This window comes from Rouxiella sp. WC2420 (genome assembly GCF_041200025.1).
GTDB lineage: Bacteria > Pseudomonadota > Gammaproteobacteria > Enterobacterales > Enterobacteriaceae > Rouxiella.
Genome location: NZ_CP165628.1, coordinates 4,051,558 through 4,078,317, shown reverse-complemented (window position 1 = coordinate 4,078,317; position 26,760 = coordinate 4,051,558). Strand labels below are relative to the sequence as shown.

Annotated in this window: 22 protein-coding genes and 6 tRNA genes; 3 read left to right on the top strand and 25 right to left on the bottom strand. The window is 51.0% G+C overall.

Annotated elements, in window-relative coordinates; genetic code table 11:
- Positions 1-30 precede the first annotated feature (30 nt).
- The 4 genes from nadD to leuS are packed head-to-tail and all read right to left on the bottom strand — an operon-like array spanning position 31 to position 4,946.
- Positions 31-708: a nicotinate-nucleotide adenylyltransferase gene (nadD, locus tag AB3G37_RS18895; protein ID WP_369788773.1), complete on the bottom strand. Its 678-nt coding sequence runs from the start codon at positions 706-708 to the stop codon at positions 31-33.
- Complete coding sequence (gene holA / locus AB3G37_RS18890) at positions 708-1,748, bottom strand: DNA polymerase III subunit delta (protein ID WP_369788772.1); 1,041 nt, start codon at positions 1,746-1,748, stop codon at positions 708-710. The genes nadD and holA overlap by 1 nt, the downstream gene beginning before the upstream one ends.
- Positions 1,745-2,332, bottom strand: coding sequence for an LPS assembly lipoprotein LptE (gene lptE / locus AB3G37_RS18885; protein ID WP_369788771.1), 588 nt, complete (start codon positions 2,330-2,332; stop codon positions 1,745-1,747). Before lptE ends, holA begins: the two co-directional genes overlap by 4 nt.
- 31 nt (positions 2,333-2,363) lie before the next feature.
- On the bottom strand, positions 2,364-4,946 hold the full coding sequence (gene leuS / locus AB3G37_RS18880; RefSeq protein WP_009636885.1) for a leucine--tRNA ligase: 2,583 nt from the start codon (positions 4,944-4,946) through the stop codon (positions 2,364-2,366).
- 365 nt (positions 4,947-5,311) lie between these two features.
- Between leuS and AB3G37_RS18875 the strand changes: the two genes are divergently transcribed.
- Positions 5,312-5,833, top strand: coding sequence for a zinc ribbon-containing protein (locus tag AB3G37_RS18875; RefSeq protein ID WP_369788770.1), 522 nt, complete (start codon positions 5,312-5,314; stop codon positions 5,831-5,833).
- A gap of 182 nt (positions 5,834-6,015) precedes the next feature.
- On the opposite strand, the gene AB3G37_RS18870 is transcribed toward AB3G37_RS18875, so the two are convergent.
- From AB3G37_RS18870 to miaB, 9 genes are all read right to left on the bottom strand, one after another.
- The gene (locus AB3G37_RS18870) at positions 6,016-6,741 is read right to left on the bottom strand and encodes an amino acid ABC transporter ATP-binding protein (RefSeq protein ID WP_009636883.1); all 726 of its coding nucleotides are present in this window, start codon (positions 6,739-6,741) and stop codon (positions 6,016-6,018) included.
- Complete coding sequence (gene gltK, locus AB3G37_RS18865) at positions 6,738-7,415, bottom strand: glutamate/aspartate ABC transporter permease GltK (protein WP_009636882.1); 678 nt, start codon at positions 7,413-7,415, stop codon at positions 6,738-6,740. Before gltK ends, AB3G37_RS18870 begins: the two co-directional genes overlap by 4 nt.
- Before the next feature lie 3 nt (positions 7,416-7,418).
- Positions 7,419-8,159 carry an amino acid ABC transporter permease gene (locus AB3G37_RS18860; protein WP_009636881.1) on the bottom strand — a complete coding sequence of 247 codons (741 nt, stop codon included), beginning with the start codon at positions 8,157-8,159 and terminating at the stop codon, positions 7,419-7,421.
- Positions 8,160-8,316: 157 nt separating this feature from the next.
- Entirely contained in the window at positions 8,317-9,213 is an 897-nt protein-coding gene (locus AB3G37_RS18855) for a glutamate/aspartate ABC transporter substrate-binding protein (RefSeq protein WP_009636880.1), read from the bottom strand.
- A gap of 497 nt (positions 9,214-9,710) precedes the next feature.
- Positions 9,711-11,234 carry an apolipoprotein N-acyltransferase gene (lnt, locus tag AB3G37_RS18850; RefSeq protein ID WP_369788769.1) on the bottom strand — a complete coding sequence of 508 codons (1,524 nt, stop codon included), beginning with the start codon at positions 11,232-11,234 and terminating at the stop codon, positions 9,711-9,713.
- A gap of 60 nt (positions 11,235-11,294) precedes the next feature.
- On the bottom strand, positions 11,295-12,173 hold the full coding sequence (gene corC, locus AB3G37_RS18845; protein ID WP_009636878.1) for a CNNM family magnesium/cobalt transport protein CorC: 879 nt from the start codon (positions 12,171-12,173) through the stop codon (positions 11,295-11,297).
- A gap of 180 nt (positions 12,174-12,353) precedes the next feature.
- The gene (ybeY, locus tag AB3G37_RS18840; protein WP_369788768.1) at positions 12,354-12,824 is read right to left on the bottom strand and encodes an rRNA maturation RNase YbeY; all 471 of its coding nucleotides are present in this window, start codon (positions 12,822-12,824) and stop codon (positions 12,354-12,356) included.
- The gene (locus tag AB3G37_RS18835) at positions 12,821-13,909 is read right to left on the bottom strand and encodes a PhoH family protein (protein ID WP_192807947.1); all 1,089 of its coding nucleotides are present in this window, start codon (positions 13,907-13,909) and stop codon (positions 12,821-12,823) included. The genes ybeY and AB3G37_RS18835 overlap by 4 nt, the downstream gene beginning before the upstream one ends.
- 322 nt (positions 13,910-14,231) lie before the next feature.
- Complete coding sequence (gene miaB / locus AB3G37_RS18830) at positions 14,232-15,656, bottom strand: tRNA (N6-isopentenyl adenosine(37)-C2)-methylthiotransferase MiaB (RefSeq protein WP_369788767.1); 1,425 nt, start codon at positions 15,654-15,656, stop codon at positions 14,232-14,234.
- Between the two features lie 402 nt (positions 15,657-16,058).
- Here miaB and ubiF point away from each other — a divergent pair, with 402 nt between their 5' ends.
- On the top strand, positions 16,059-17,195 hold the full coding sequence (ubiF, locus tag AB3G37_RS18825; RefSeq protein ID WP_369790995.1) for a 3-demethoxyubiquinol 3-hydroxylase: 1,137 nt from the start codon (positions 16,059-16,061) through the stop codon (positions 17,193-17,195).
- Between the two features lie 153 nt (positions 17,196-17,348).
- Here the strand turns inward: ubiF and AB3G37_RS18820 are convergent.
- The 12 genes from AB3G37_RS18820 to AB3G37_RS18765 all read right to left on the bottom strand — a co-directional run bounded on the left by AB3G37_RS18820 (position 17,349) and on the right by AB3G37_RS18765 (position 24,576).
- Positions 17,349-17,423, bottom strand: a tRNA-Gln gene (locus AB3G37_RS18820).
- A 62-nt stretch (positions 17,424-17,485) separates the two neighbouring features.
- Positions 17,486-17,562: transfer RNA gene (locus tag AB3G37_RS18815), tRNA-Met, on the bottom strand.
- A 92-nt stretch (positions 17,563-17,654) separates the two neighbouring features.
- Positions 17,655-17,729, bottom strand: a tRNA-Gln gene (locus AB3G37_RS18810).
- A 65-nt stretch (positions 17,730-17,794) separates the two neighbouring features.
- Positions 17,795-17,869, bottom strand: a tRNA-Gln gene (locus tag AB3G37_RS18805).
- A gap of 20 nt (positions 17,870-17,889) precedes the next feature.
- Positions 17,890-17,974: transfer RNA gene (locus AB3G37_RS18800), tRNA-Leu, on the bottom strand.
- Positions 17,975-17,990: 16 nt separating this feature from the next.
- Positions 17,991-18,067 (bottom strand) — tRNA-Met (locus AB3G37_RS18795).
- 218 nt (positions 18,068-18,285) lie between these two features.
- Complete coding sequence (gene asnB, locus AB3G37_RS18790) at positions 18,286-19,950, bottom strand: asparagine synthase B (RefSeq protein ID WP_009636873.1); 1,665 nt, start codon at positions 19,948-19,950, stop codon at positions 18,286-18,288.
- A 351-nt stretch (positions 19,951-20,301) separates the two neighbouring features.
- A complete protein-coding gene (locus tag AB3G37_RS18785; protein ID WP_009636872.1) occupies positions 20,302-21,054 on the bottom strand; it encodes an HAD-IIA family hydrolase in 753 nt (250 codons plus the stop codon).
- 82 nt (positions 21,055-21,136) lie between these two features.
- Entirely contained in the window at positions 21,137-22,366 is a 1,230-nt protein-coding gene (locus AB3G37_RS18780) for an N-acetylglucosamine repressor (RefSeq protein ID WP_009636871.1), read from the bottom strand.
- 16 nt (positions 22,367-22,382) lie between these two features.
- Entirely contained in the window at positions 22,383-23,522 is a 1,140-nt protein-coding gene (nagA, locus tag AB3G37_RS18775; RefSeq protein ID WP_369788766.1) for an N-acetylglucosamine-6-phosphate deacetylase, read from the bottom strand.
- A gap of 66 nt (positions 23,523-23,588) precedes the next feature.
- The gene (gene nagB / locus AB3G37_RS18770; RefSeq protein ID WP_369788765.1) at positions 23,589-24,389 is read right to left on the bottom strand and encodes a glucosamine-6-phosphate deaminase; all 801 of its coding nucleotides are present in this window, start codon (positions 24,387-24,389) and stop codon (positions 23,589-23,591) included.
- On the bottom strand, positions 24,367-24,576 hold the full coding sequence (locus tag AB3G37_RS18765) for a hypothetical protein (protein ID WP_369788764.1): 210 nt from the start codon (positions 24,574-24,576) through the stop codon (positions 24,367-24,369). The genes nagB and AB3G37_RS18765 overlap by 23 nt, the downstream gene beginning before the upstream one ends.
- Before the next feature lie 210 nt (positions 24,577-24,786).
- On the opposite strand from AB3G37_RS18765, the gene nagE reads away from it, so the two are divergent.
- Positions 24,787-26,742 carry a PTS N-acetyl glucosamine transporter subunit IIABC gene (nagE, locus tag AB3G37_RS18760; RefSeq protein WP_369788763.1) on the top strand — a complete coding sequence of 652 codons (1,956 nt, stop codon included), beginning with the start codon at positions 24,787-24,789 and terminating at the stop codon, positions 26,740-26,742.
- The last annotated feature ends 18 nt before the right edge of the window (positions 26,743-26,760 follow it).

Here is a 26,760-nt window from a genome sequence, read left to right as displayed (position 1 = left end):
TAACACGCGATGCTTACACGCGTAATTTATTCACGACGTAAAGTGTTCGCTATACAGCCCCTGAGATTCGATATAGCGCTCAACCGAGAAGGGAAGTAAATCTGAGCAATCGCGGCCCTCGTGACGACGCTGACGAATTTCTGTAGCAGAAATATCCAGCAGCGGAGTATTGGCCTGATAAATAAAGCCATGAGGACGTTGCCTGAGCTGACCGGCATCTTCTATTTTGTGCGCATCGTACCAACGCTGTAACTCTGGAGTTTCCAGCTCGCTGGCATATCCCGGACGAGCTAGAACCGCCAGATGACACACGTCGAGTAAAGACTCCCAGCGGTGCCATTTGTAAAGCGTAAGTAATGAATCTTGACCAATGATAAACGCCAATGGCTGTTTTGTGCCATGTTCTTTACGTAACGTTTCAAGAGTTTCGATGGTGTACGAAGGGGTATCGCGCTGCAGCTCGCGTGAATCCACTGAAAACAATGGGTTACCTTCAACTGCCAGTTGAGCCATTCTCAACCTTTGCGCCGAAGTTGCCTCGGGTTGCGGGCGATGGGGCGGCACGTTATTAGGCAGTAAAATCACTTTTTCGAGCTGGATCTCATGGGCAAGCTGTTCAACTGGTCGTAAATGACCGTAATGAATGGGGTCAAAGGTGCCGCCAAACAGCGCCATCAGTTCAGTTTTATCACCATCAATGGGGGTCATCACAGGGTTCCTGAATCAATAAAGCTCGGCGGAAGCGGTTTTCCACACAGCAGCATTGAAAGGCTCTCAAGTTCGGGCCAGACCGATTGACCATAGTCCTGTTTCAAGCGGATTTCCATTTGCGTCAGCAATTGAACGGCCTTGTTGAGCTGTTGCAACGATAAACGTTGAAGCGCCTGAGTAACCAGTGCACGACGGTTTTGCCACACTTTGTACTGATCGAAAAGGTTACGCAGCGGCTGATCATCCATTTTACGACGCAGGTTGAGCAGCATTAGCAATTCGCGTTGCAGAGTACGCAGTAAAATTACCGGCTCGCTGTCTTCTTGCTGTAACTGACGCAAAATATGCCAGGCGCGTTTGCTTTTACCGGCCAGGACGGCATCAAGCCAATGGTAGGGCGTGAAGTGTGCTGCGTCGTTGACCGCCTCTTCCACGCGGGGCAGCGTCAGTTTGCCATCAGGATAAAGCAGGGCCAATCGTTCAAGCGACTGCGCCAGTGCCAGCAGGTTACCTTCATAGCAATAACACAGCAGCTGATTGGCCGGATCGTCAAGCTCAAGATCCAGCGACTTGGCGCGTTTGGCGACCCAGCGCGGCAACTGTGCCTGTTCGGGAGTCTGGCAGGTGACAAAAACGGTACGATCGCTGACCGTTTTAAACCAGGCGGCATTTTCCTGCGCTTTGGTGATTTTACTGGCCCGTAGAATCAGCAGAATATCGTCGTGCAGCAGGCTGACCAGCGTTTTCAGCTGTTCGGCGATGGGCGCGGTTGGCCCGTTTTCCGGGAGATGCAGTGTCAGGGTCTGGCGACTGGCAAACAGGCTTAGCGCCTGACAGCTGCTGAATATAGTGTCCCATTCAGTATGGGCATCGAGGATAAAGCTGAAATGTTCGTTAAATTCTGCAGCATTTGCGGCCTGACGCACAGCGTCCTGGCTCTCCTGCAACAGAAGGGGATCGTTGCCACAAAGCAGATAACAAGCGCGCAGCCCCTCTCGGAGCTGCGCGGCAAGTTGTTCAGGGTAAATACGAATCATTGAGCAGTAGTGCTGGCCGCAGGGGCTTTTCCAATACTGATCACTTCAGGCTTCTCGCTAACCTGCGCTTTTTTCGACATCTCGGCGGCGTGAACCGTCAGGAATTTACGAATCAATTGCTCGGAAGCCTGCTCGCGCATTTCCTTGTCGATGATATCCTGCTCGGCATCTTTTGCTAACGCTGCCAATGGGTTATCAAAGAACGCGCGGTAAACGGTTACGCTAATCGGATAAATATCTCTACCCGGCATCACAACCTGAGCCCTGACGACCATCTGTTTCGAGTATTCAGCCGTTTTACCGTCTTCAAATATCGATGCCGTTACCTGACTCTCCGACGCGCCTACAATACGCAGCTCAGGGAGGCTTTTCTTCGTAGAAGCCGTTGGTTCAACTACCGTGACGTCGCTCAGTCTTAACTGATTGCGAATTTCACGTGTAAGCGGGCCATACGGGTCATAGCTGTTGAGCGTAATGGTTTTAAGCTCATCAGGTACGTTACCAGAACCGCGCAGGTGAAAACCACAGCCCGAAGTTACCAGAACGATAGCGCCTAACAACAGCATCAAAATACGATGTCGCATAATATTTTCTCGCAAAAAAAGCCTCCTTGGCTTAACCCACTACCAGATTAAGCAGCTTGCCTGGCACGTAGATTACCTTGCGGACTGTAACCCCATCCAGATATTTTGCGACCAGATACTCTTGTGCCGCCAATTCGCGAACCTGTTCTTCTGTCGCGTCTGCGGCAACGGTTATCTTGGCACGTACTTTACCATTTACCTGCACAACTACCAGTTTAGAGTCTTCGACCATGGCTTTTTCATCTGCCAGCGGCCATGGCGCGGTATCGACATCACCTTCGCCACCCAGAATCTGCCACAGGCTGAAGCACACGTGCGGAGTGAATGGATAAAGCAGGCGAACCACGGCCAGCAGGGCTTCTTGAATCAGCGCGCGATCCTGGGAAGTTTCCTGAGGCGCACGGCCCATTTTGTTCATCAGCTCCATAATTGCCGCAATAGCAGTGTTGAAAGTCTGACGACGGCCGACATCATCGGTCACTTTAGCAATGGTTTTGTGCAGATCGCGACGCAGGTCTTTTTGCTCAGCGGTCAGAGAGGCAACATCCAGAGCCGGTGCTGCGCCTTTTTCGCTGTGCTCGTAAGCCAGTTTCCACACACGTTTCAGGAAGCGGTTAGCCCCTTCAACGCCAGACTCTTGCCATTCCAGCGTCATTTCTGCCGGAGAAGCAAACATCATGAACAGACGTACGGTATCAGCACCGTATTTCTGTACCATGACCTGCGGGTCGATACCGTTATTTTTGGACTTGGACATTTTGCTCATGCCCGCGTACACCAGCTCGCGCCCTTCAGGGTCGGTGGCTTTAACGATACGGCCTTTCTCGTCACGCTCAAGGGTAGCATCGATTGGGGAAACCCAAACGCGTGCGCCACCTTCGTTGAGATAGTAGAAGGCATCAGCCAGTACCATGCCCTGACACAGCAGGCGTTTGGCAGGCTCGTCGGACGTTACCAGGCCAGCATCGCGCATCAGCTTGTGGAAGAAGCGGAAGTACATCAGGTGCATGATGGCGTGTTCAATACCGCCAACGTATTGGTCAACCGGCAGCCAGTAATTGGCCGCGGCCGGGTCCAGCATGCCTTGGTCGTAGTCTGGGCAAGTGTAACGTGCGTAGTACCACGACGATTCCATAAAGGTATCGAAGGTATCGGTTTCACGCAGGCCAGGCATGCCATTAACGGTGGTTTTTGCCCACTCGGGATCGGCTTTGATCGGGCTGGTGATGCCGTCCATAACGACGTCTTCCGGTAGAATAACCGGCAGCTGATCTTCTGGCGTTGGAATAACGGTACCGTCTTCCAGTGTGATCATCGGGATTGGCGCGCCCCAGTAACGCTGGCGTGAAACACCCCAATCGCGCAGGCGATAGTTAACTTTACGCTCACCGACGCCCAGGCTAACCAGCTTGTCGGCAATGGCGTTGAAGCCTTGTTCGTGGTCCAGGCCGTCAAACTCGCCGGAATTACACAGCACGCCTTTCTCGGTCATGACTTCAGCCTGAACATCAGGCACGCTGCCATCGGCGTTCAGAATCACAGCTTCGATCGGCAGATTGTATTTGGTAGCAAATTCCCAGTCGCGTGCATCGTGGCCAGGAACGGCCATGACCGCGCCGGTGCCGTATTCCATCAATACGAAGTTGGCGACCCAGATTGGGATATTTTTGCCAGTCAGCGGATGCACGGCGAACAGGCCCGTTGGCATGCCTTTTTTCTCCATGGTCGCCATTTCTGCTTCGGCTACCTTGGTATTACGGCATTCATCGATAAAGTCGGCCAGCGCTGGCTGTGAAGCCGCTGCCTGCAATGACAAAGGATGACCCGCCGCAACGGCTGCGTAAGTGGCACCCATAAAGGTGTCAGGACGCGTGGTGTAAACGGTGAGTTTTTCATCGCTGTTCTCAACGTCGAAAGTGATTTCGACGCCTTCGGAGCGGCCAATCCAGTTACGCTGCATGGTTTTGACCTGTTCAGGCCAGCTCTCAAGCGTATCCAGATCGTTCAGCAGTTGGTCGGCATAAGCGGTGATTTTGATAAACCACTGTGGGATCTCTTTGCGTTCCACCTTGGTATCACAGCGCCAGCAGCAGCCGTCAATAACCTGTTCGTTAGCCAGAACGGTCAGGTCGTGCGGGCACCAGTTAACCGCCGAGGTCTTTTTATAAACCAGACCTTTCTCGTAAAGCTTGGTGAAAAACCACTGTTCCCAGCGATAATATTCTGGCTGACAGGTCGCCAGTTCGCGATCCCAGTCATAGCCGAAGCCCAGCAGTTTAAGCTGGTTCTTCATGTATTCGATGTTTTCGTAAGTCCACGGAGCGGGTGCCGTATTGTTTTTAACGGCTGCGCCTTCAGCAGGCAGACCAAATGCGTCCCAGCCGATCGGCTGTAGAACGTTTTTACCAAGCATGCGCTGATAACGGGAAATCACGTCACCGATGGTGTAGTTACGCACGTGGCCCATGTGTAGACGGCCTGATGGATAAGGCAACATGGAGAGGCAGTAGTATTTCTCTTTGCCTGGCTGCTCGGTAACTTTGAAGGTCTGCTTCTCTTGCCAGTGAAGTTGAACCTGTGACTCTATATCTTCTGGACGGTATTGCTCTTGCATGGCGGCCGATGGTCCTGTGAGTGAAAAACAGCTACATCCGTAGCCCTATTTCGTTAATCAATTAACAAATGATGCGTTAATAACAAAAGTTTCAAACAGATCCGCATAGCATAGCTGATAAGCGGCAACGGCAACAACACCAAGCGTTGTGCCAGAGACTTTTTATCCTGATCTGTCGGGATTTATTTTTAGGACAAAACGGAAACTGTGCTCTGCCTCCGCCTGATTCAGTTATTCACGACTAAAATAAATTGATGAGGTTCAAAGTGAAAGCATTGTTTTGAGCCACAAACCGTTTTATGAGCATTAAAAGTATGTGTGTGCAACAAAACGGTACGCGTTAAGCCGCACTCAAAGGAGAAGCTATGACTACTGAACAACAGGACTATCGCCAACTAATGGCATCATTGACTGAACGCCTGCGGGGCGGGGAGCGCGATATTGACCTGTTAGTGCGTGATGCGCGAGAAAGTCTGATTAACGAGGACAAACTGTCATCGGTAGAAATTGACCGCCTGACTCTGTCAGCACGGCGCGATCTGCAAGAGTTTGCCCGCATCTATGGCGAATATGCACCCAGTCGTCGTGCTGCGCCGTTAGCCTCAGTGCAACAAAGTGAAGAGAACGACAGCGTTTTTCTGCGGGTCATCAAGGAAAGTCTATGGCGCGAACTGGCCGATATTACCGACAGAACCCAGCTTGAATGGAAAGAGGTGTTCAAGGACGTCAACCATCATGGCGTATATCACAGCGGAGAAGTGGTCGGGCTGGGGGAATTAATCTGCGAGAAATGTCACTTCCATCTGGCCGTTTACACTCCAGAAATACTTAGCAAATGCCCGGAATGCGGGAATGACGAGTTTTCCCGCAGACCATTCGAACCTTAAAATATCCTTCGTAATTGACGCTACAGCCGCGTTGGATACTCCCGCTCACCCCAGTGACTTACTTATGTAAGCTCCTGGGGATTATCAAGCTTTCCGCCTTGCTGTAGCGCCAATAACTTTGGAGATTTTTGGAGCAAGCGCTGTGTTATATGCTTCTGCTGTAACTTTAATGCATTTAGATATTAGTGCAGGATCTTTGCCAGGAAGTCCCGCGCGCGCTCAGATTCAGGATTGTTGAAGAAGTCGTCTTTATTGCGATCCTCAACAATTTTGCCTTCGTCCATAAAGATCACTCGGTTGGCCACTTTACGAGCAAAGCCCATCTCGTGGGTTACCACCATCATCGTCATGCCTTCATTGGCCAACTCAACCATAACGTCGAGCACTTCGTTGATCATTTCTGGATCCAGTGCCGAAGTCGGTTCATCAAACAGCATGGCAATAGGGTCCATACACAGCGCGCGGGCGATAGCCACACGCTGCTGTTGGCCACCGGAAAGCTGACCAGGAAACTTATGGGCGTGAGCCGACAGGCCAACGCGTTCAAGCAGTTTCAAACCTTTCTCTTTGGCAGCCGCCTTGTCGCGCTTGAGCACTTTGACCTGCGCCAGCGTCAGGTTTTCGACAATCGACAAATGAGGAAACAGCTCGAAATGCTGGAATACCATTCCGACTTTGGCACGCAGCTGCGCCAGATTGGTTTTTTTGTCATTTACCGGTGTACCGTTGACCAAAATCTGGCCTTTTTGCACCGGCTCCAATCCGTTGACGGTTTTGATAAGCGTCGATTTACCCGAACCGGAAGGACCGCAAACGACGACAACTTCACCTTTCTTAACTTCGGTGCTGCATTCGGTCAGTACCTGGAAATGACCGTACCATTTAGAGACATTTTTCAGCGAAATCATGAAAGGGTCCTTTTCTTCAAATAGCTCACCAGCAACGAAGCAGAGAGGCTGATAACAAAATAGACAAAACCGGCAAACAGGATCATTTCGACCTGTGTTCCGTCACGCTCGCCAATGTTGGTTGCCGTGCGGAAGAAGTCCGCAAGACTGAGAACATACACCAGAGAGGTATCCTGGAATAAAACGATCGCCTGAGTCAGCAGCAGCGGCACCATGGCGCGGAAAGCCTGTGGCAGAATAATCAGCTGCATCGATTGCCAATGGGTCATGCCCAGCGCCAGCGCGGCGGAAGATTGCCCGCGAGCGATACTTTGAATACCGGCGCGAATAATTTCCGAATAATAGGCTGCTTCAAACAGTGCGAAAGCGATCATTGCCGAAATCAGGCGAATATCCGTTTTTGGCGACAACCCAAGCACCTGTTGCAGGAAGTTTGGCACCACCAGATAAAACCACAACAGCACCATCACCAGCGGAACGGCGCGGAAAAGGTTAACGTAAATTCTTGCAAACCAGCTTATTGGCTTGAAAGACGACAGACGCATTACCGCTAAAACGGTACCCCACAGAATGCCGAAGACGATAGCAATCGCCGTAATCTTGACGGTAATCACCATACCCTGCATCAGGTAGGGCAGGCTTGGGACCACCGAACTCCAGTCGAATTGATACATAAATTATTTACTCCCCACATTGCCCGGCAGGCGGATCTTGCGCTCAACCTGTTGCATGATCAGCATAATAACCGCATTGATGAGGACGTAAGCCAGCGTGATAGCGGCGAAAGATTCATAGGCATGGGCCGAGTAATCCAGCAGTTTGCCAGCCTGTGCCGCCATATCAACCAGTCCGATAGTGGAGGCAATGGCCGAGTTTTTTACCAGGTTCAGCATTTCGGAGGTCAATGGCGGAACAATGACTCGATAGGCGTTGGGCAACAGCACGTAGCGATAAGTTTGCGGCAGCGTCAGCCCCATCGCCAGGCCAGCAGCCTGCTGGCCTCTTGGTAAAGACTGGATCGCGGCACGCACTTGCTCGCAAACGCGGGCCGCGGTAAACAGGCCGAGGCAAACCATTGATGAGACGAAGAACTGCACGTTGGGGTCCAAATCCTGCTTGAACCACATTCCAATATTTTCGGGCAGCAGCTCGGGCACCACCAGATACCAGATGAAGAATTGCACGATCAGCGGGACGTTACGGAATAACTCTACGTAACAGGTGCCGAGGGTGGAAAGAAAGCGGTTAGGCACGGTACGCAGGATGCCAAATACCGAGCCGACGATAAAAGCGATAACCCAGGCGCAGACTGACAGCGCTACGGTGACCTGAAAACCAGACCAGATCCAGCCGAGATATGTGGTGTTTCCAAAGGGGGCTTGTTCAAGAAAGATGCCCCAATTCCAGCCTGAAGACATAAAAAACTCCAATTATGTATTGCCTTGGCAAGTGATGACGTTAGCAGATGAGTATTGCTTGTTATAAAGAATGGCGGGGTGGGGAACGACCACCCCGCATTCCTCCTGCTTTCGCAGGTTCCTGTGCCTGTCTGCACGTCGAACACTGTTGTATCTATTAAAGCGCTTTATCGTTTGGCGCTTTGAACAAGGCTTTCATGTCATCGGACAGTTCGAAGTTCATGTTCAGATTTTTTGGTGGAATAGGCTTTTTGAACCAGGTTTCAAACCATTTTGAGGCCTGACCTGAGTTTTCGGCCTGCACCACGGTGTCATCAACCAGTTTCTTGAACTCTGGATCGTCTTTGCGCAGCATACAGCCGTAGGCTTCTTTCGACTGTGGCGTACCCAGAATTACCCAGTCATCAGGCTGCTTGGCTTTGGCACGTTCGCCGGCCAGCAGGGCATCGTCAAGCATAAAGGCCGCAGCACGACCCGTTTCCAGCGTGCGGAATGAGTCACCGTGGTCTTTGGTGCTGATGATTTTCATGCCCATTTTCTTCTCGTCGTTCAGCTTGTTAATCAGAACTTCAGAAGTGGTGCCGGAAGTAACAACAACGGTCTTGCCTTTCAGATCGTCGAAGTCTTTGATAGGAGAACCTTTCTTGACCAGCAAACGGGTGCCGATCACGAAAATGGTGTCAGAGAACGCCGCCTGCTTCTGACGCTCGAGGTTATTGGTGGTTGAACCACACTCAAAGTCATAGGTGCCGTTTTGCAACAGCGGAATACGGTTCTGTGAGGTGATTGGCAACATCTTCACCTGTAGATTTGGCGCATCGAGTTTCTTCTTGATGGCATCAACAATGGCATTTGAGAAGTCCTGCGAATATCCCACCACTTTCTGTTCGTTGTTGTAATAAGAGAAGGGAATCGATGATTCGCGGTGACCGACAACGATCAAACCGCTGTCTTTAATTTTTTTTAGCGTACCAGTCAGGTCTTCGGCATGGGCTAGGCTACTTGCGGCGACACTTGCCAGCAGTACCGACAACACCAGTTTGCGCATTTGCATGGTCCAACTCCTTTGCTTAGTGATGGATCCTTTTAACAGGATCAAAGATGAATCCGACGGTAATTAAGAATCTTTTTATCAGAGTGCTGCGTCATTGCTTACGATCTCTGCACTGAGAAGATAGCGTAATGTGAACATTGTGAAATCGTTATGTTTCTTTTTTGAGACGAAGCGCGCACCAAATTCAAGCAATGAAAGCCTGTTGCACCGTGGTGGTGACTATTAAATGCACAAAATGTGTCAAAACGATGCGATCAGCGAAAAAAAGTTTATAAATAAGATATCTTTCAACAAGATGTAGCAAGATGCATGCCAGTTGAAAGTATTAGACGAATTTATAGTCAGCTTTGCCCGGTAAGCACGGTGAATGTAAGTGAGAATTTAAAGGTAAAACGGTAGCTTAAAGCGAGGGAGCAAAAATAGGCTGCACTGAAAACAGGCAGAGACACCGTTAAGTGTCCCTGCCTGGTTAAATTGCAATGAATAGCAAAGTTGAATTAGCTTTTACGTCGACCCAGCACCGCGGTGGCAGCCGCAAACAGCAGGGTTAAAATCCACACCGGCCAAGACCCGACGCGAGCATAAGGAGTTATTCCCTGCGTTGGCGTGACTTTGACTTCAAGCACCTGGCGAGTGAACTGTGGAATTTCGGCAATTACGTTACCTTCGGCATCAACTGCGGCTGTAACACCATTGTTGGTGCTACGCAGCAGCGGGCGACCCAGCTCCACTGCACGCATGCGTGCCATTTGGAAATGCTGCCACGGACCGATTGAATGACCAAACCAGGCATCATTGGAAACGGTCAGCAACAGGTTGGTTTCCGGATGGAAGTTCTCCCGCACCTGTTCACCCTCAACAATTTCATAGCAAATTGCGGTGGTGATATTTAGCCCGGCTACGTGCAGCGGTGGCTGGATATAATTACCGCGACTAAATGACGACATCGGCAGATCAAAGACGCCTGACAGCGGGCGTAACAGGCTTTCCATCGGGACATACTCGCCAAACGGCACCAGGTGATACTTGTTGTAACGGTTAGGATCAGGATAGCGATACTGTTCCGGCTCGCCCAATGCAATCACGCTGTTGTAAGTCTTCTCGCCGCTCTCGGTACGCTGATAGTCCACAATACCGGTAATCAGATTGCTGTGATGCGAACGGGCCAAGTCATCCATCATGGTTAAGAACTGCTGCTGATCCGATTCGATATCCGGGATAGCAGATTCAGGCCAGATAATAAGCTTTGCCTTGCCTAAGTAAGGGCGAGTCTCATCAAGATACGTCTGCAACGTTGATATCAGAGCTTTTGGATCCCATTTCATCGATTGCGGAATATTACCCTGCACCATTGCGACATCCAGGGTTTTATCGGGCTGTGGCGTGAACCAGTGAACTTTGGTCAGCGGCCACGGCAACAGCAGCATTGCTAGCGCTATTACCGCAGGAATGGCCTTGCGCTGATGCACTGCATAAACCAGCAAACCGCTAAGAGACATCAGTACAAAGGTGATGCTTTCTACGCCGCCCAGCGGAGCGAGGCCTTTCAGAGGGCCGTTAATCTGACTATAGCCAAACTGCAACCACGGGAAGCCGGTTAAAACCCAGCCGCGCAGGAACTCGGTGACCTGCCACAAAGCCGGGGCCGCCAGCGCAAGTTTCCACCAGGTAGTTTTTGGCCATAGCCTGGCGAGCAGGCCGCCAAATAGCATGGTGTAAAGCGAAAGGTAAACCGCTAACAGCACAACCAGGAAGAGGTTGATAGCTTCCGGCATCCCGCCGAAGGTGGCAATGCTGACATATACCCAGTTTACGCCGCTGCCAAATAGCCCCATTCCCCAGAAGAAACCCAGCATGGCGGATTGGCCAGGGCGTCGGTTAAGAGTAAGCAGCAGCAGACCAAACAGCGACACAATGGCCGCAGGCCAGAAGTCATAGGGGGAAAATGCCAGGGTGCCGCAGGCACCAAAGAGTATCGCCAGCAGGATTCTCACCCGCTGACGTTCATATAAACCCTTCATATCTCAGACCAAAATTGTGCGAGTAGTAAAGGCGACAAGAATCGTATTGCCATGAATAAATTAATCTTCCAGTTTCGGTTGCGGCGCTTCGTCCGGTATTTTTACATGAACCTGAATGATACGGCGGCTATCGGCCATGGCAACTTTGAATGAGTAACCGTCGATTTCGATAGTTTCACCGCGGGCAGGGAGGTGCCCAAAAGATTGCATGACCAGGCCGCCAATGGTGTCGACTTCGTCATCGCTGAAGTTGGTATTAAACACTTCATTAAAGTCTTCGATTGGAGCCAGGGCACGAACGGTATAGGTATGGCGGCTGAGCTGGCGGATGTCGAGATCTTCCTCGTCATCGTATTCGTCTTCGATTTCGCCGACGATAAGCTCAAGAATATCTTCAATGGTCACCAGACCGGAAACGCCACCAAATTCGTCAACCACGATGGCCATATGGTAGCGCTGCGAGCGGAACTCCTTGAGCATGCGGTCTACGCGCTTGCTCTCAGGCACAACGACTGCAGTTCTCAGCACTTTGTCAATGCTGAATGGCTCAGACTCTGTGCGCATGAACGGCAGCAGATCTTTGGCCAGCAGAAGGCCTTCAATATGGTCCTTATCCTCGCTTATCACCGGAAAACGAGAGTGGGCTGACTCGATTATGACGTCGAGACACTCTTCGATAGGCTGGTTACGTTTGAGCGTAATCATTTGTGAACGAGGGATCATGATGTCACGCACGCGCTGCTCGGCAATATCCATCACGCCTTCCAGCATGTCACGGGTATCGGGATCGATCAGATCGTTTTGTTCGGAATCACGGATCAGCTCTACCAGATCGCTACGGTTTTTGGGTTCACCGTGGAAAAGCTGGCTGAGCATAAGAGAAAAGAAGCCCTTCTTGGGACTGGGACTGTCGCTGTTTTGTGGATGGTCATCGCTCATGGCGTTGGGGTGGTGATCTCATATTTAAGGGATAAAAATGTCCATCTTGATTGACGCCGCTGCTGTGTTGGCGGCGGTGCGAAAAAATCAGGACATACGATACTGGCTAACTTAATGCTTTTATTGCTGTTCGTCGAGCAGCCTGTTTATCTAAAAAAGCTATTCGGCGGGCAATAAAAGTTATTCATCTAATAATAAATACGGGTCCGGATGCCCCAGAGATTGCATTATTTCAATCTCGATGGCTTCCATCTCTTCGGCTTCTTCATCAACGATGTGGTCATACCCTAGCAGATGCAGACTGCCGTGAACAACCATATGCGCCCAATGCGCATTAAGCGCCTTGTTTTGCTCGCGGGCTTCCAGCTCGACGACCTGGCGACAAATCACCAAATCGCCCAGCAGTGGCAGCTCCATGCCCGGAGGGGCTTCAAACGGAAAAGACAGCACATTGGTTGACTTGTCTTTACTGCGATAGGTCATGTTCAGCTCATGGCTCTCCGCTTCATCAACGATGCGGATAGTCACCTCTGACTCTTCCTGAAACTGTGGAAGCACGGCTTCCAGCCACTGCTGGAAGTCGCTTTCTGCCGGCAAACCTTCACTGCTCTCGCTGGCTATCTGTAAATCTAGAATTACCTGATGACTCATGTATTGCTCTGTTCAGGGGTGGGTTGGGATGTATAGCTTTGTGATTCATGTTTACGCTGTTTTGCTACTTCATCGCGGCGTTTTTGATCTTCTTCTTCCCAGGCTTCATAAGCGATAACGATACGAGCAACCACCGGATGGCGCACCACGTCTTCGCTGTGGAAGAAGTTAAAGCTCAGTTCTTCAACCCCGGAAAGCACCTCGATAGCGTGGCGCAGGCCTGACTTCTGATGACGAGGCAAGTCAATTTGCGTCACGTCACCGGTAATCACCGCTTTAGAGTTAAAGCCGATACGGGTCAGGAACATTTTCATCTGTTCAATCGAAGTATTCTGGCTTTCATCCAGGATGATAAAGGCATCGTTAAGTGTACGCCCGCGCATATAGGCCAGCGGTGCAACTTCAATGACATTGCGTTCGATCAGCTTTTCGACTTTTTCAAAGCCGAGCATTTCAAACAACGCGTCATACAGCGGACGCAAATATGGATCAACTTTCTGGCTCAGATCGCCAGGCAGGAAACCGAGTTTTTCACCCGCTTCAACCGCCGGTCGAGTTAGCATAATACGGCGCACTTCCTGACGTTCCAGCGCGTCAACCGCTGCTGCAACTGCCAGGTAGGTTTTACCGGTACCCGCCGGGCCAATACCGAAAGTGATATCGTGGTCGAGAATATTGGCAATATATTGCGCCTGATTGGGCGTGCGTGGCTTGATCATACCGCGTTTGGTTTTGATGATCACTGCCTTGCCGTAATCAGGTACGCTTTCTGCGGTTTGCTCCAGCACGCGGCTCTCTTTGATAGCCAAATGTATCTTCTCGGGATCGATGTCCTGAGTTTCGCCGCGCAAAGGAGCCGTGTCGACATACAAGTCGCGTAAAATAGTCACGGCTGCGTCAACAACCAGATTCTTGCCAACCAGTTTAAAGGCGTTATCACGACGATTGATCTCGATGCCCAACCGGCGTTCCAGTTGTTTGATGTTGTCATCAAACGGCCCGCAAAGACTCAGCAAACGCTGATTGTCCTCGGGCTCCAGCAAAATCTCTTGTGTTACAACGTTCAAACTATTCCTCTGGGCCACTTTGGACCTGTTGAATGTGTATCTTGGCAACGGGGCTGCAACCACCGCCTGATTAACTAATCATACATGCCCTTGGGAAAATATTCCCGGTACCGCATGTGCTGTATTAAACAATATGCGGCCTGTCTCGAAAAAATAAACCCTGGCTGTCATCTTTCATCCCACAGTATTGCCAGTTTCCTGGGTTGACCCCGTTCATTTCATTAGTCAGCTTGCGAAGATTTGCTCAGTTGTCTCCTATCTGTGTAATGAAATCAAAAGATCGCCAGTCTTTAAAATAAATAAAGGGCGCCGGAGCGCCCTTTGCAGAAGTAAGGCCGAATTAAGGCTGATAGATGCCAACGCCGATGTCGTTTTCTTTGCGGGTGCGAGCAATGATGACCTGTGGAGAAGCATGCTGGCGCAGGTCCATCTGCTCTTCGGTGCGCACCACAATCCCGCGCAGCGAGTTGGTCAGCACGTCAACGATTTCGAGGTCTACGAATTTACCGACCATCTCTGGAGTGCCTTCGAAGTTAACCACCCGGTTGTTTTCGGTACGCCCGGTCAGCTCCATGATGCTCTTGCGTGAGGTGCCTTCAACCAGAACGCGCTGTACGGTGCCGATCATTGCTCGGCTGATGCGCAGAGACTGTTGGGTTATACGCTCCTGCAGCTGATAAAGGCGCTGTTTTTTCTCTTCTTCGCTGACGTCATCGACCATGTCGGCCGCCGGCGTGCCGGGACGAGCAGAGTAAATAAAGCTGTAGCTGACATCCATGTTGACGTCGGCAATCAGTTTCATGGTCTGCTGGTGGTCTTCGTCTGTTTCACCCGGGAAGCCGACGATGAAGTCAGAGCTGAAGGTAATGCCCGGACGCGCCTTGAGAATTTTGCGCAGAGTGGATTTGTACTCAAGCACTGTGTGCGCGCGTTTCATCATGGTCAGTACGCGGTCTGAGCCGCACTGGACCGGCAGGTGCAAGAAGCTCACTATTTCTGGCGTATCTTTATAGACCTCAATGAGATCGTCAGTAAACTCGATAGGGTGGCTGGTTGTGAAGCGAATACGATCGATGCCGTCAATGCTGGCCACCAGGCGCAGAAGCTCGGCGAAGGAGCAAATACCGCCGTCGAAGCCCGGGCCGCGATAGGCGTTTACGTTCTGACCCAACAGATTGACCTCGCGCACGCCTTGTGCCGCCAGCTGGGCGACTTCGAACAGCACGTCATCGCTTGGACGACTGACTTCTTCACCTCGGGTATAAGGCACCACGCAGAAGCTGCAATATTTGTTGCAGCCTTCCATGATGGAGACGTAGGCGGTCGGGCCGTCGGCGCGCGGTTCGGGCAGGCGATCAAATTTTTCGATTTCCGGGAAGCTGACGTCAACGATCGGGCTTTTGCTACCGCGCACGTGGTTGATCATTTCTGGCAGACGATGCAAGGTTTGCGGGCCAAAAACAATGTCAACATAATGGGCACGCTGGCGGATCAGTTTGCCTTCCTGCGATGCCACACAGCCGCCTACGCCGATAATGATATTCGGGTTAGCCTTTTTAAGCAGCTTCCAGCGACCAAGCTGGTGGAACACTTTTTCCTGTGCTTTTTCACGAATTGAACAAGTGTTGAGCAGCAGCACATCAGCCTCTTCGGCATTTTCAGTCAGTTCGAACCCGTGAGTACTGTTAAGCAGGTCGGCCATTTTGGATGAATCATACTCATTCATCTGACAGCCCCAGGTTTTAATATGCAGTTTTTTCTTCATTGACATGCCATTACTCAAAAAGCGTTAAACAAAACACCCCTATACTCTACTTCAGGAGTGGGGCCTTAGAGCCTATTAGAAAATACGTTGGGTATGTGGTTGCGAATAGACTCTACGAAATGCCGGAGTTTACCGGACTGCGTAGTTCTGGAGAGGTATTGTAATCCCACATTAACCGAGTGGCTAGTGCGGGGGAGCAGGTTACGGCCTGATACTCACTGAAAAATCGGGTACACTTCGCAAAATTCAGAGTGAGTGCAACCTCATTTAATAATGTTAAAGAAGAATGTGATGGAAACTGTCGTGGTGAATTCTGAGGGTGTTAACACAGAAAGCGAAAATCCTTTTGCAGGGCTGGTGGATGAAGGTAAGACTTTCGACGTCATCGTGGTCGGTGGAGGCATGGTCGGTGCGGCAACAGCTCTGGGATTGGCTTTACAGGGATTAAACGTCGCAGTCATCGAAGATAAGGCTCCTAAGGCTTACGCGACCGATGATGCCATCGATCTGCGCATTTCTGCCATCGGATGTGCTTCGGCCCGCCTGCTGGAGAAACTGGGTGCCTGGGAAAATGTCAGGCAGATGCGCCACACGCCGTATCGCCGGTTGGAAACCTGGGAACAGCCTGGGTCCGAGGTGTTATTTGATGCTCAGTCGCTAGGCCTGCCGGAGCTGGGCTTTATGCTCGAGAACCGCGTATTGCAACTGGCTCTGTGGCAGCAAATGCAACAGCAGCGCAATTTGACACTGCTTTGCCCGGATAAACTCAAACAGTTAAATCATCAGGCTGATAGCAGCTGGTCGCTGGAACTGGTTAGCGGACAGCGGCTCAATGCGCGTCTGGTCGTTGCCGCCGACGGTGCGAATTCTTTGGTGCGCCAACAGGCGGGTATCGGCATTGACGGCTGGCAATATCGCCAAAACTGTATGCTGATTAACGTCCAGACTCAGTCTCAGGATCTCGATGTCACCTGGCAGCAGTTTTTCCCGTCAGGCCCTCGCGCCTTCTTGCCATTGTGGGGAAATCACGCCTCGCTGGTTTGGTACGACAGCCCGCAGCGTATTCGCCATCTGCAATCGTTGAATATGCAACAGTTGACTCGAGAGATCACGCAGGCCTTCCCGGCTCGGCTGGGGGCGGTTCAGGCGCTTTCAGCGGGCTCTTTTCCACTAGTGCGCCGCCACGCGCAGCGTTACGTTTCTCCGGGACTGGTTTTAGTGGGCGACGCAGCGCACACCATTAATCCGCTGGCCGGGCAGGGCGTTAACCTCGGTTATCGTGATGTCGAAGCTTTGCTGGACGTGATCGCGCAAGCCAGAGAGAAAGGAGAGGATTGGGGAAGTGAGCGAGTATTGCTACGCTATCAGCGCCGTCGCCGGGTTGATAACCTGATGATGCAAAGCGGCATGGATCTTTTCTATACCGCATTCAGTAATACTCTGCCGCCGGTGCGGATGCTGCGCAATCTCGCGTTGATGGCCGCACAGCGCGCAGGTAAGCTGAAATCCAAAGCGCTGGAGTATGCTTTAGGGTTGTAACCTCTTCAGGACCGTGGGAAAGGGCAGCAGGGCTTTAGCTTTGTTGCCTTTTTTATTGCCGACTATTTATCAGAAAGGGATAGCGAATAAGGCGGGATGCAGTTTCAAAACGCATAAAAGCAAAAAGCCCGCCGAAGCGAGCTTTTCTAAATTTGGCTGGGGTGCCAGGATTCGAACCTGGGTATGCTGGTATCAGAAACCAGAGCCTTACCGCTTGGCGACACCCCAATGGTGTTACTACATACTTCTTACTGATAATTACTCTTGACTCATAACCATTTAGACTTAAATGGTGGCTACGACGGGATTCGAACCTGTGACCCCATCATTATGAGTGATGTGCTCTAACCAACTGAGCTACGTAGCCAATTTTTAACTATCTCAATCGTTATTGCAAGCTGTTTTCAACATTAGTTTCTAGTTTAACTAATAGATTTCAAACAGTTAACAAACTGAAAGTGGCTGGGGTACCTGGATTCGAACCAGGGTATGCTGGTATCAAAAACCAGTGCCTTACCGCTTGGCGATACCCCATCTTATTACTTTCAAATTGTTTTATTTTCACTGTGTCGTTCAAAGAACAGGACAATGAAAAAAATTGGCTGGGGTACCAGGATTCGAACCTGGGAATGCTGGTATCAAAAACCAGTGCCTTACCGCTTGGCGATACCCCATCCGTGCAAACCGAGTGAAATGGTGCGGGAGGCGAGACTTGAACTCGCACACCTTGCGGCGCTAGAACCTAAATCTAGTGCGTCTACCAATTTCGCCACTCCCGCAAACATGAAAGAAGAATGGTGGCTACGACGGGATTCGAACCTGTGACCCCATCATTATGAGTGATGTGCTCTAACCAACTGAGCTACGTAGCCGTCTTCTCTCTGCTCAACCTTCATCGGCGTTGCGGGGCGCATTATGCGTATATGGCAGTTTTGCGTCAACAAGTTTTTTGCCAAAAAACCGCAGATGAGGTCCATTTGTGCAGGTTATGACCGCTACGGCGATAAAATCGACAAAAGATAGTATTTTCAATCAATTTAAACTAAAAAAAACGGGCCACCGAGGGCCCGTGATATTCATAAAATGTCGGTTATTTATAAGCGGATGAATGAACGCCTACAGCACGACCAGACGGATCGTTCATGTTTTTGAATGACTCGTCCCACTCTACCGCTTTCGGCGAAGAACAGGCGACAGTCGGGCCACCTGGCACACATTCAGCTGCGTTCGGCACCGGGAACAGCTCTTCAAAGACGGTGCGGTACAAATACCCTTCTTTTGAGGTCGGGGTGTTGTACGGGAAGCGGAAATGCGCAGTTTCGAGCTGTTGATCGGTCACCTGCTGCGCCGCCACTTCTTTTAAGGTATCAATCCAGCTGTAACCTACGCCGTCAGAGAACTGCTCTTTCTGGCGCCAGGCCACGCTCTGTGGCAGATAAGACTCGAAACACTCGCGAAGGATGTGTTTTTCCATTTTGCCGTTGCCGCACATTTTATCTTTCGGGTTGATGCGCATCGCTACGTCGAGGAATTTTTTGTCCAGGAAAGGTACGCGAGCTTCTACACCCCAGGCTGACATCGCCTTGTTGGCGCGAGCGCAGTCATACATGTGCAGGGCCAGCAGTTTACGCACGGTCTCTTCGTGGAACTCCAGCTCGTTGGGGGCTTTATGGAAGTACAGGTAGCCGCCAAACACTTCATCGGCACCTTCGCCCGACAGCACCATTTTGATGCCCATTGCCTTGATTTTGCGTGACATCAGATACATTGGCGTAGACGCACGAATGGTGGTCACGTCGTAGGTTTCGATGTGATAAATCACGTCACGAATTGCGTCGAGGCCTTCCTGCACGGTGAAATGAATTTCATGGTGCACGGTGCCCAGATGGTTTGCCACTTCCTGGGCAGCACGCAAGTCTGGTGAACCTTCAAGTCCCACCGCAAATGAGTGCAGCTGCGGCCACCAGGCTTCGCTTTGATCTTTATCTTCAATACGGCGACCGGCAAATTTCTTGGTGACGGCAGAGATAATAGAAGAGTCCAGACCGCCAGACAGCAGCACGCCATAAGGCACGTCAGACATCAGATGGCTTTTGACTGCTTCTTCCAGCGCTTCTTTCAGCTCGACTTTATCGGTCACGTTGTCTTTAACGTTGTCGAATTCGAACCAGTCACGCTGGTAATACTCAACAATTTTACCGTCCTGACTCCACAGATAGCTGCCCGCCGGGAATTCTTTAATGCTGCGGCAAACTGGAACCAGTGATTTCATTTCTGAAGCCACATAAAGGTTGCCGTGTTCATCATGACCCATATAAAGAGGGATGATGCCGAGATGGTCACGGCCAATCAGGTAAGCGTCTTTTTCTGTGTCATACAGAATAAACGCGAACATACCCTGCAGCTCATCAAGGAACGCCGGACCTTTTTCCTGATAAAGTGCGAGGATCACTTCACAGTCAGATTCAGTCTGGAACGCATATTTGTCGCCGAGAGCGGCACGCAGCGCCTGATGGTTATAGATTTCGCCGTTAACAGCCAGAACGTGAGTTTGTGCTTCGTTGTACAGTGGTTGCGCGCCGTTGTTGACGTCAACAATCGACAGACGCTCGTGACAAAGAATCGCTTTGTCGCTGGCATAAACGCCAGACCAGTCCGGACCACGGTGACGCATCAAGCGTGACAGCTCCAGCGCCTTTTTGCGCAGCTCGACGGAATCAGTCTTGATATCAAGCACACCAAATATAGAACACATATTACTCTCCCTAACGGCTTTTTCTCAGGCGGTGATGTTGTTTTGCATAACCAGTGTTTGTTTGTGCGGCGTTGCCGAATTCACATTATTTATCGGACTTCACTGCGTCTCTGATAATGAAAATGCGTAAAAGCGCGATCCTTTGCAAGTAATTTAGTGATTGTTTGAAAAATAGTTGGTTGACCCTCTACGTTTATTGACGGATTGCCAGTTTATGGGGGTTAAAATTATTGAATCGTCAAAAAACGGCACTGCGCGAGGGGCTGCACTCAAAGGATGCAGCTAATTATTATGGAAAGAAAAAATGCCCGTTTTTGAGGCGGGCATTTTTCTCAAAGCACAAGGTTGAGATTAGATTACGTCGATATCGGCAACGGAAGGGTAAATCCAGGTCGGGCGGAACGGCATATTTTCTACGTCGTTTAACGTCGAAACCCCGGTCAACACCAGAATGGTTTCCAGTCCGGCCTGAAATCCGGCCAGAATATCGGTACGCAGGTTATCCCCGACGATCACTGTATCTTCGGAATGTGCCTGCATTTTGTTGAGCGCAGAGCGGATAATCCACGGGCTTGGCTTACCGACCACGAATGGCTTGCGGCCAGTTATTTTTTCAATCGGTGCGCAGAGCGCGCCACAGGCGGGCACAAAACCGTGCCCGTGATAGTCGGGATTAGTGGCAATAAAGCGAGCGCCGTTGGCGACAAAATAGGCCGCTTTATGCATCATATCCCAGTTATATGACCGTGTTTCGCCGACGATCACGAAGTCAGGATTGATATCGGTAATGGTAAAACCGGCATTGTACAGTTCATGAATGAGTGCCCCCTCGCCGATCACATAGGCTTTTTTACCTTCCTGACGCTTGAGGAAATCTGCCGTGGCCATTGCCGAGGTAAAGAAAGCGCTTTCCGGCACCTCCAATCCTGCTGCCGCAAAGCGATTTGAGAGATCTTGAGCCGTTTGGGAAGGGTAGTTGGTAAGGATAACCAGCGGCATTTTCTGTTCCTGAATGCGGGCCAGAAACAGGTCCGCGCCCGGCACTGGCGTATTGTCATGCAGGAGTACGCCGTCGATATCGCAAATTACATTTTTAATAGCCATGATGATTTATCCGTCCTTGCATCGTTAATGCAATAGGCTAAACCCCGCTATCTGGCAGATGGCGGGGTAGCGAAGAGGTTGATTATTGGGCCGAATTTTCCAACAGGCGCTGTAGCAAGACGCCATTGAGCATGGCGCGTTTGACCAGCGCAAAAGCCCCAATGGCCGAGCGATGATTCAGCTCCGAGGTCACAATGGGCAGGTTACGGCGGAAATCTTTCAGTACCTGAGCATTGATGCAGCTTTGCAGCGCGGGCAGCAGGATTTTATCTGCCTCGGTTATCTCGCCCGCAATCACGACTTTCTGTGGGTTAAACAGGTTAATAGCGATGGCGATGCTTTTACCCAGATGACGGCCCACAAATTCAATAACCTCGCAGGCCAGCTGATCGCCGCGATTGGCGGCCTTGCAAATGCTGCCGATGGTGCAGTCATCCAGCGTCAGCTTACTCGGATAGCCCTGTGTTAAGAGGTTACGCACCCGATTTTCAATCGCCGAATTGGCCGCGATAGTTTCGAGACAGCCAAAGTTGCCGCAGTGGCAGCGTTCACCGAGGGGATCGACTTGAATATGGCCGATTTCACCGACGTTACCGTTGCTGCCGAGGAAAATCTGCCCGTTTACCAGAATACCGGCGCCGGTTCCACGATGCAGACGAACCAAAATAGAGTCTTGGCAATCGCGTGTCGCACCAAAGTAGTGCTCTGCCAGCGCCAGACTGCGAATATCGTGGCCCACGAAGCTAGTCACCGCGAATTTAGCTTCGAGAATATCCACCAGTTTCCAGTTATGCACGCTGATATGCGGCATATAACGCACAATACCTTTAACCGGATCAACTAATCCTGGCAGGATCACCGAGATAGCAATCAGTTCACGGATCTTGCGCTGAGTTAATTCCATAAAATGGGTGATCGCGGCGATCAGCGCGTTTTCCAACGTTTCCTGGGTGCGCTCCGGCAGAGGGTAATGCTGCTCGGACAGAACTTTGGCGCTCAAATCGTACAGCGTTAGGGTAGCGTCGTTACGGCCGAGGCGAACGGCCACGGTCTGGAAAGGGCGAGTTTCGGTAATGATTGAGATAGCGCGCCTGCCGCCGGTCGAGGCCTGTTGATCGACTTCTTTGATCAGGCCTCGCTCAAGCAGCTGGCGAGAGATTTTGGTTACGCTGGCGGGGGCTAGCTGGCTCAGTTCCGCGATTTGTATCCGTGAAATGGGGCCTTGCTGGTCAATTAGGCGATAAACGGCAGCGCCGTTTAACTGCTTAACCAGATCAACGTTACCGATTTGTGCCTGCCCGCCTGTGTTCATCCATTGCTCTCTGCTGTTACACCTCGTCACCGTTGACGAGCGTTTTTGTTATTTTGAAGTCGTGGGTAAAGGCTGTCAGATTAGCCACTTTCCCTGCTTCAATGCTGCCCAGTGTGCTTTCTACACCGATTGCGCGAGCCGGATAAAGTGCGGCCATGCGCAGCGCTTCGTCTAACGGTATCCCTACATGTTCAACGCTGTTTTGCACGGCCTGGATCATCGTCAACGCAGAACCGCTCAGCGTGCCATTTTCATCCACACAAAGACCATCTCGATAGTATATTGTTTTACCAGCAAAAATGAACTCTTCAATGTCGGCACCTGCCGGCGCAGTGGCGTCGGTCACAAGAACCAGTTTTTCGCCCTTGAGTTTCTTGGCGTTGCGTATGCTAGGCCAGGCCACGTGAAGCCCATCGACAATAATGCCGGTGTAAACTTCAGGGGTATCGAAAATGGCCCCCATCAGGCCCGGCTGACGTCCTGAAATCGGTGGCATGGCATTATATAAGTGGGTGGCAAAGCTGATACCGGCAGCAAAACCGTCACGCGCCTGCTCATAGCTCGAGTTGGAGTGCCCCGCCGAAACAATAATTCCAGCCTCGGTGAGCTGACGAATAAAGTGGGCATCTACTTGTTCCGGGGCCAGCGTGATTTTGGTGATCACGTCTGCGTTGGCACAAATGTAATCGATCATCGCGGCGTCTGGTTTACGAATAAATGCCGGATTATGCGTGCCTTTTTTCTCGACGCTCAGATAAGGCCCTTCGAGATGCAGTCCCAGCGCCTGATGAGGATATTTCGCCAGATACTCGCGCATCACCTTGATGCCGTGCTTCATGTAGTCATCGCTACAGGTGATTAGCGTCGGTAAATAACTGGTACAGCCGGATTTTTCGTTGGCAGCCTGCATGATTTCCAGCGTTTTAACGGAAATCGCCTCGAGGGAATCATTAAACTGCACACCGCCGCAGCCGTTAAGCTGAAGGTCAATAAAGCCGGGAGCCAAAATTGCACCTTGCAGGCTGCGGGTTTCGATGCCAGCAGGCAATTCTTCAATGGGGCAAACAGAGTGGATCAGCCCGTCGGCAATTACCACGGCGTGGTTATCGAGAATATCATGGCCGGTATAGATCCGACCCTCTACCAATGCAAACATCACTCCCTCCTTTTCCCTTGATTCTTGGCGCTACAACTGCGTATTTATTTGTTCGGCATTGTTTAATTACAGGCCTTTCATGTTTTCCATTTCTAGCTCGCGGAAATATTTAACCGTTTTTACTTTCAATTCCATGGTGGCGGGTTCGTCGCAAACGATGACCGCTTTGGCATGTAATTGCAGGCAGCTGATGGTCCACATGTGGTTTACGTTGCCTTGCACGGCGGCTTCCAGCGCCTGCGCCTTGGCGTGACCCGTCACTAGAATCATTACTTCTTCGGCATCCAGCAGCGTGCCTACGCCAACGGTCAGGGCAAATTTAGGAACCTGAGAAACGTCGTTATCAAAGAAACGTGAGTTAGCGATACGAGTATCGTGGGTCAGCGTTTTGATGCGCGTGCGAGAGGCCAGGGATGAAGCCGGTTCGTTGAAAGCAATGTGCCCGTCGTTGCCAACACCGCCCATGAACAGGTTGATTTTACCGTAAGACTTTATTTTTGCTTCGTATTGACGGCACTCTTCATCTACATCGGCGGCGTTGCCGTTTAACAGATTAATGTTTTCCTGCTTAATATCAACGTGATCGAAGAAATTTCGATACATGAATGTGTGGTAGCTCTCTGGGTGTTCTTGCGGCAACCCGACATATTCATCCATGTTAAAGGTTACCACGTTTTCAAAGCTGACTTGGCCTGCTTTATGCATAGCAACAAGATGTTTATACGCTTCCAGCGGCGTGCCACCTGTCGGCAAACCTAATACAAACGGACGTTCGGCGGTGGGCTTGAACGCATTGATACGTTGAACAATATGACGCGCCGCCCATTTACCAACTTCAGTGGGATTATTCAGGGGAATTAGTCTCATCACGCACCTCTAAGTTAAAATTGTTTGTATATTGTGAGTATCCACCGCTGCGGGCGCTGGATAAAGAATCAGTTGCTTCTGGCGTAATCGGTTGTGACTTTACACTTGCCTGATTAACACCGATGATCGGCATCATGCCGTCTGGATATTTTTTATAATAAAATAAGTTTCGGGTAATGACTAGCATTATGGCTTGTTAAGACCCAATTTTGGTGATAATAATCACAAATAACGTGCTTTTAATTTGCGATACGAATTAATTTTTTTACACTGCGCGGTATGACTTTGCCGAGTCAGGTATCGAGCAGTTTTTAAGACAGGCAGTTTTTACGACAGGTAGTACAACATTCTAATTAAACTACTTTGGTGATTCGTCTACAGGCGAATAGGGGGATAAGTGAATATTCTTGGCTTCTTTCAACGTTTAGGCAGAGCGCTTCAACTGCCGATAGCTGTACTACCCGTTGCAGCGCTGTTGCTGCGTTTTGGTCAACCTGACCTCCTCAATATGCCTTTTATCGCGCAGGCCGGTGGCGGGATTTTTGATAATCTGGCACTGATTTTCGCAATTGGCGTGGCTTCCAGCTGGTCTAAAGACAGCGCAGGGGCTGCGGCACTGGCAGGCGGCATTGGTTATTTCATTCTGACTAAAGCAATGATTACCATCAACCCGGCAATCAATATGGGCGTGCTGGCGGGGATTATCAGCGGTTTGGTCGGCGGGATGGTGTATAACCGTTGGTCCGATATCAAATTGCCGGACTTCCTGAGCTTCTTCGGCGGTAAACGCTTTGTTCCTATCGCGACCGGTTTTTTCTGTCTTATTTTGGCAGCAATTTTTGGTTACGTCTGGCCTCCGGTGCAGGACGCTATCCGCGCGGGCGGTGAGTGGATTGTCGGCGCTGGCGCATTTGGTGCCGGTATATTTGGTTTCGTTAACCGACTGCTGATCCCAACCGGTTTGCATCAGGTGCTCAATACCATTGCCTGGTTCCAGATTGGTGATTATACCAACGCAGCGGGAGCGGTATTCCACGGTGACATCAATCGCTTCTACGCGGGTGACGGCACGGCGGGCATGTTTATGTCCGGCTTCTTCCCGATCATGATGTTTGGTCTGCCTGGCGCGGCCTTCGCAATGTACTTTGCAGCGCCGAAAGAGCGTCGTCCGGTAGTCGGCGGTATGCTGCTGTCGGTGGCCCTTACCGCGTTCCTGACCGGCGTGACCGAGCCGCTGGAATTCCTGTTCATGTTCCTGGCACCGCTGCTGTATCTGGTTCACGCCATTTTGACCGGCATCAGCCTGTATATCGCCACGGCTCTTGGCATTCATGCGGGCTTCTCCTTCTCTGCGGGCGCCATTGACTACGCGTTGATGTACAACCTGCCTGCGGCCAGCAAAAATGTCTGGATGCTGCTGGTGCTCGGCGTGATCTTCTTCATTGTCTACTTTGTGCTGTTCAGCGTAATTATTCGTGCGTTCAATCTGAAAACCCCGGGGCGTGAAGATAACCTTGCCGATCAGGGTATTCAGGAAAGTAACAGCAATACTGAAGAGGGAATGAACCAACTCGCGTTGAACTACATTGGCGCATTGGGCGGTTCTGACAACCTTAAAGGTATCGACGCCTGTATTACCCGCCTGCGTCTTAACGTTAAAGACTCGTCGCTGGTTAACGATTCTTTGGCCAAGCGGCTTGGCGCGTCGGGCGTTATTCGTTTGAACAAGCAAACTGTGCAGGTGATTGTCGGTACTCGCGCAGAAAGTATTGCCGGAGCCATGCGCACCGTGCTGACTTCAGGACCGATTGCTGCAACGGCCACTCAGGCGCCAACGTCGGCAACAGTCACTGATTTTAAACCTCAGGCAGTGCCAAATGGCCCGAAAGTGACTCTGGAAACACTGATTTCTCCAATTACCGGTGAAGTCATTGTCTTGTCTGAAGTCCCGGATGAAGCCTTTGCCAGCGGCGCGGTGGGTGAGGGTCTGGCGATCCGTCCTACGGGTAAAACGGTGGTAGCTCCGGCTAACGGCGTAGTGGTGAAGATCTTCAACACTAATCACGCTTTCTGTATGGAAACCGAAGCGGGTGCAGAAGTGGTGGTCCATATTGGTCTTGATACTGTCGCGCTCAACGGTCAGGGCTTTACTCGCCTGGTTGAAGAGGGCGCAACAGTCAGCGCAGGCCAGCCAGTTCTTGAGCTGGATCTGGACTATCTCAACGGCAATGCCCGTTCGATGATAAGCCCGGTCGTGGTCAGCAATATGGAAGACTTCTCTGGGTTGGCTCAGCTAGCGGGTGGCTCGGTAGTCGCGGGCGAAAGCAAACTGTTCGAGATCCAAACCAAATAAGCTGCCCCTTTTAGCGGG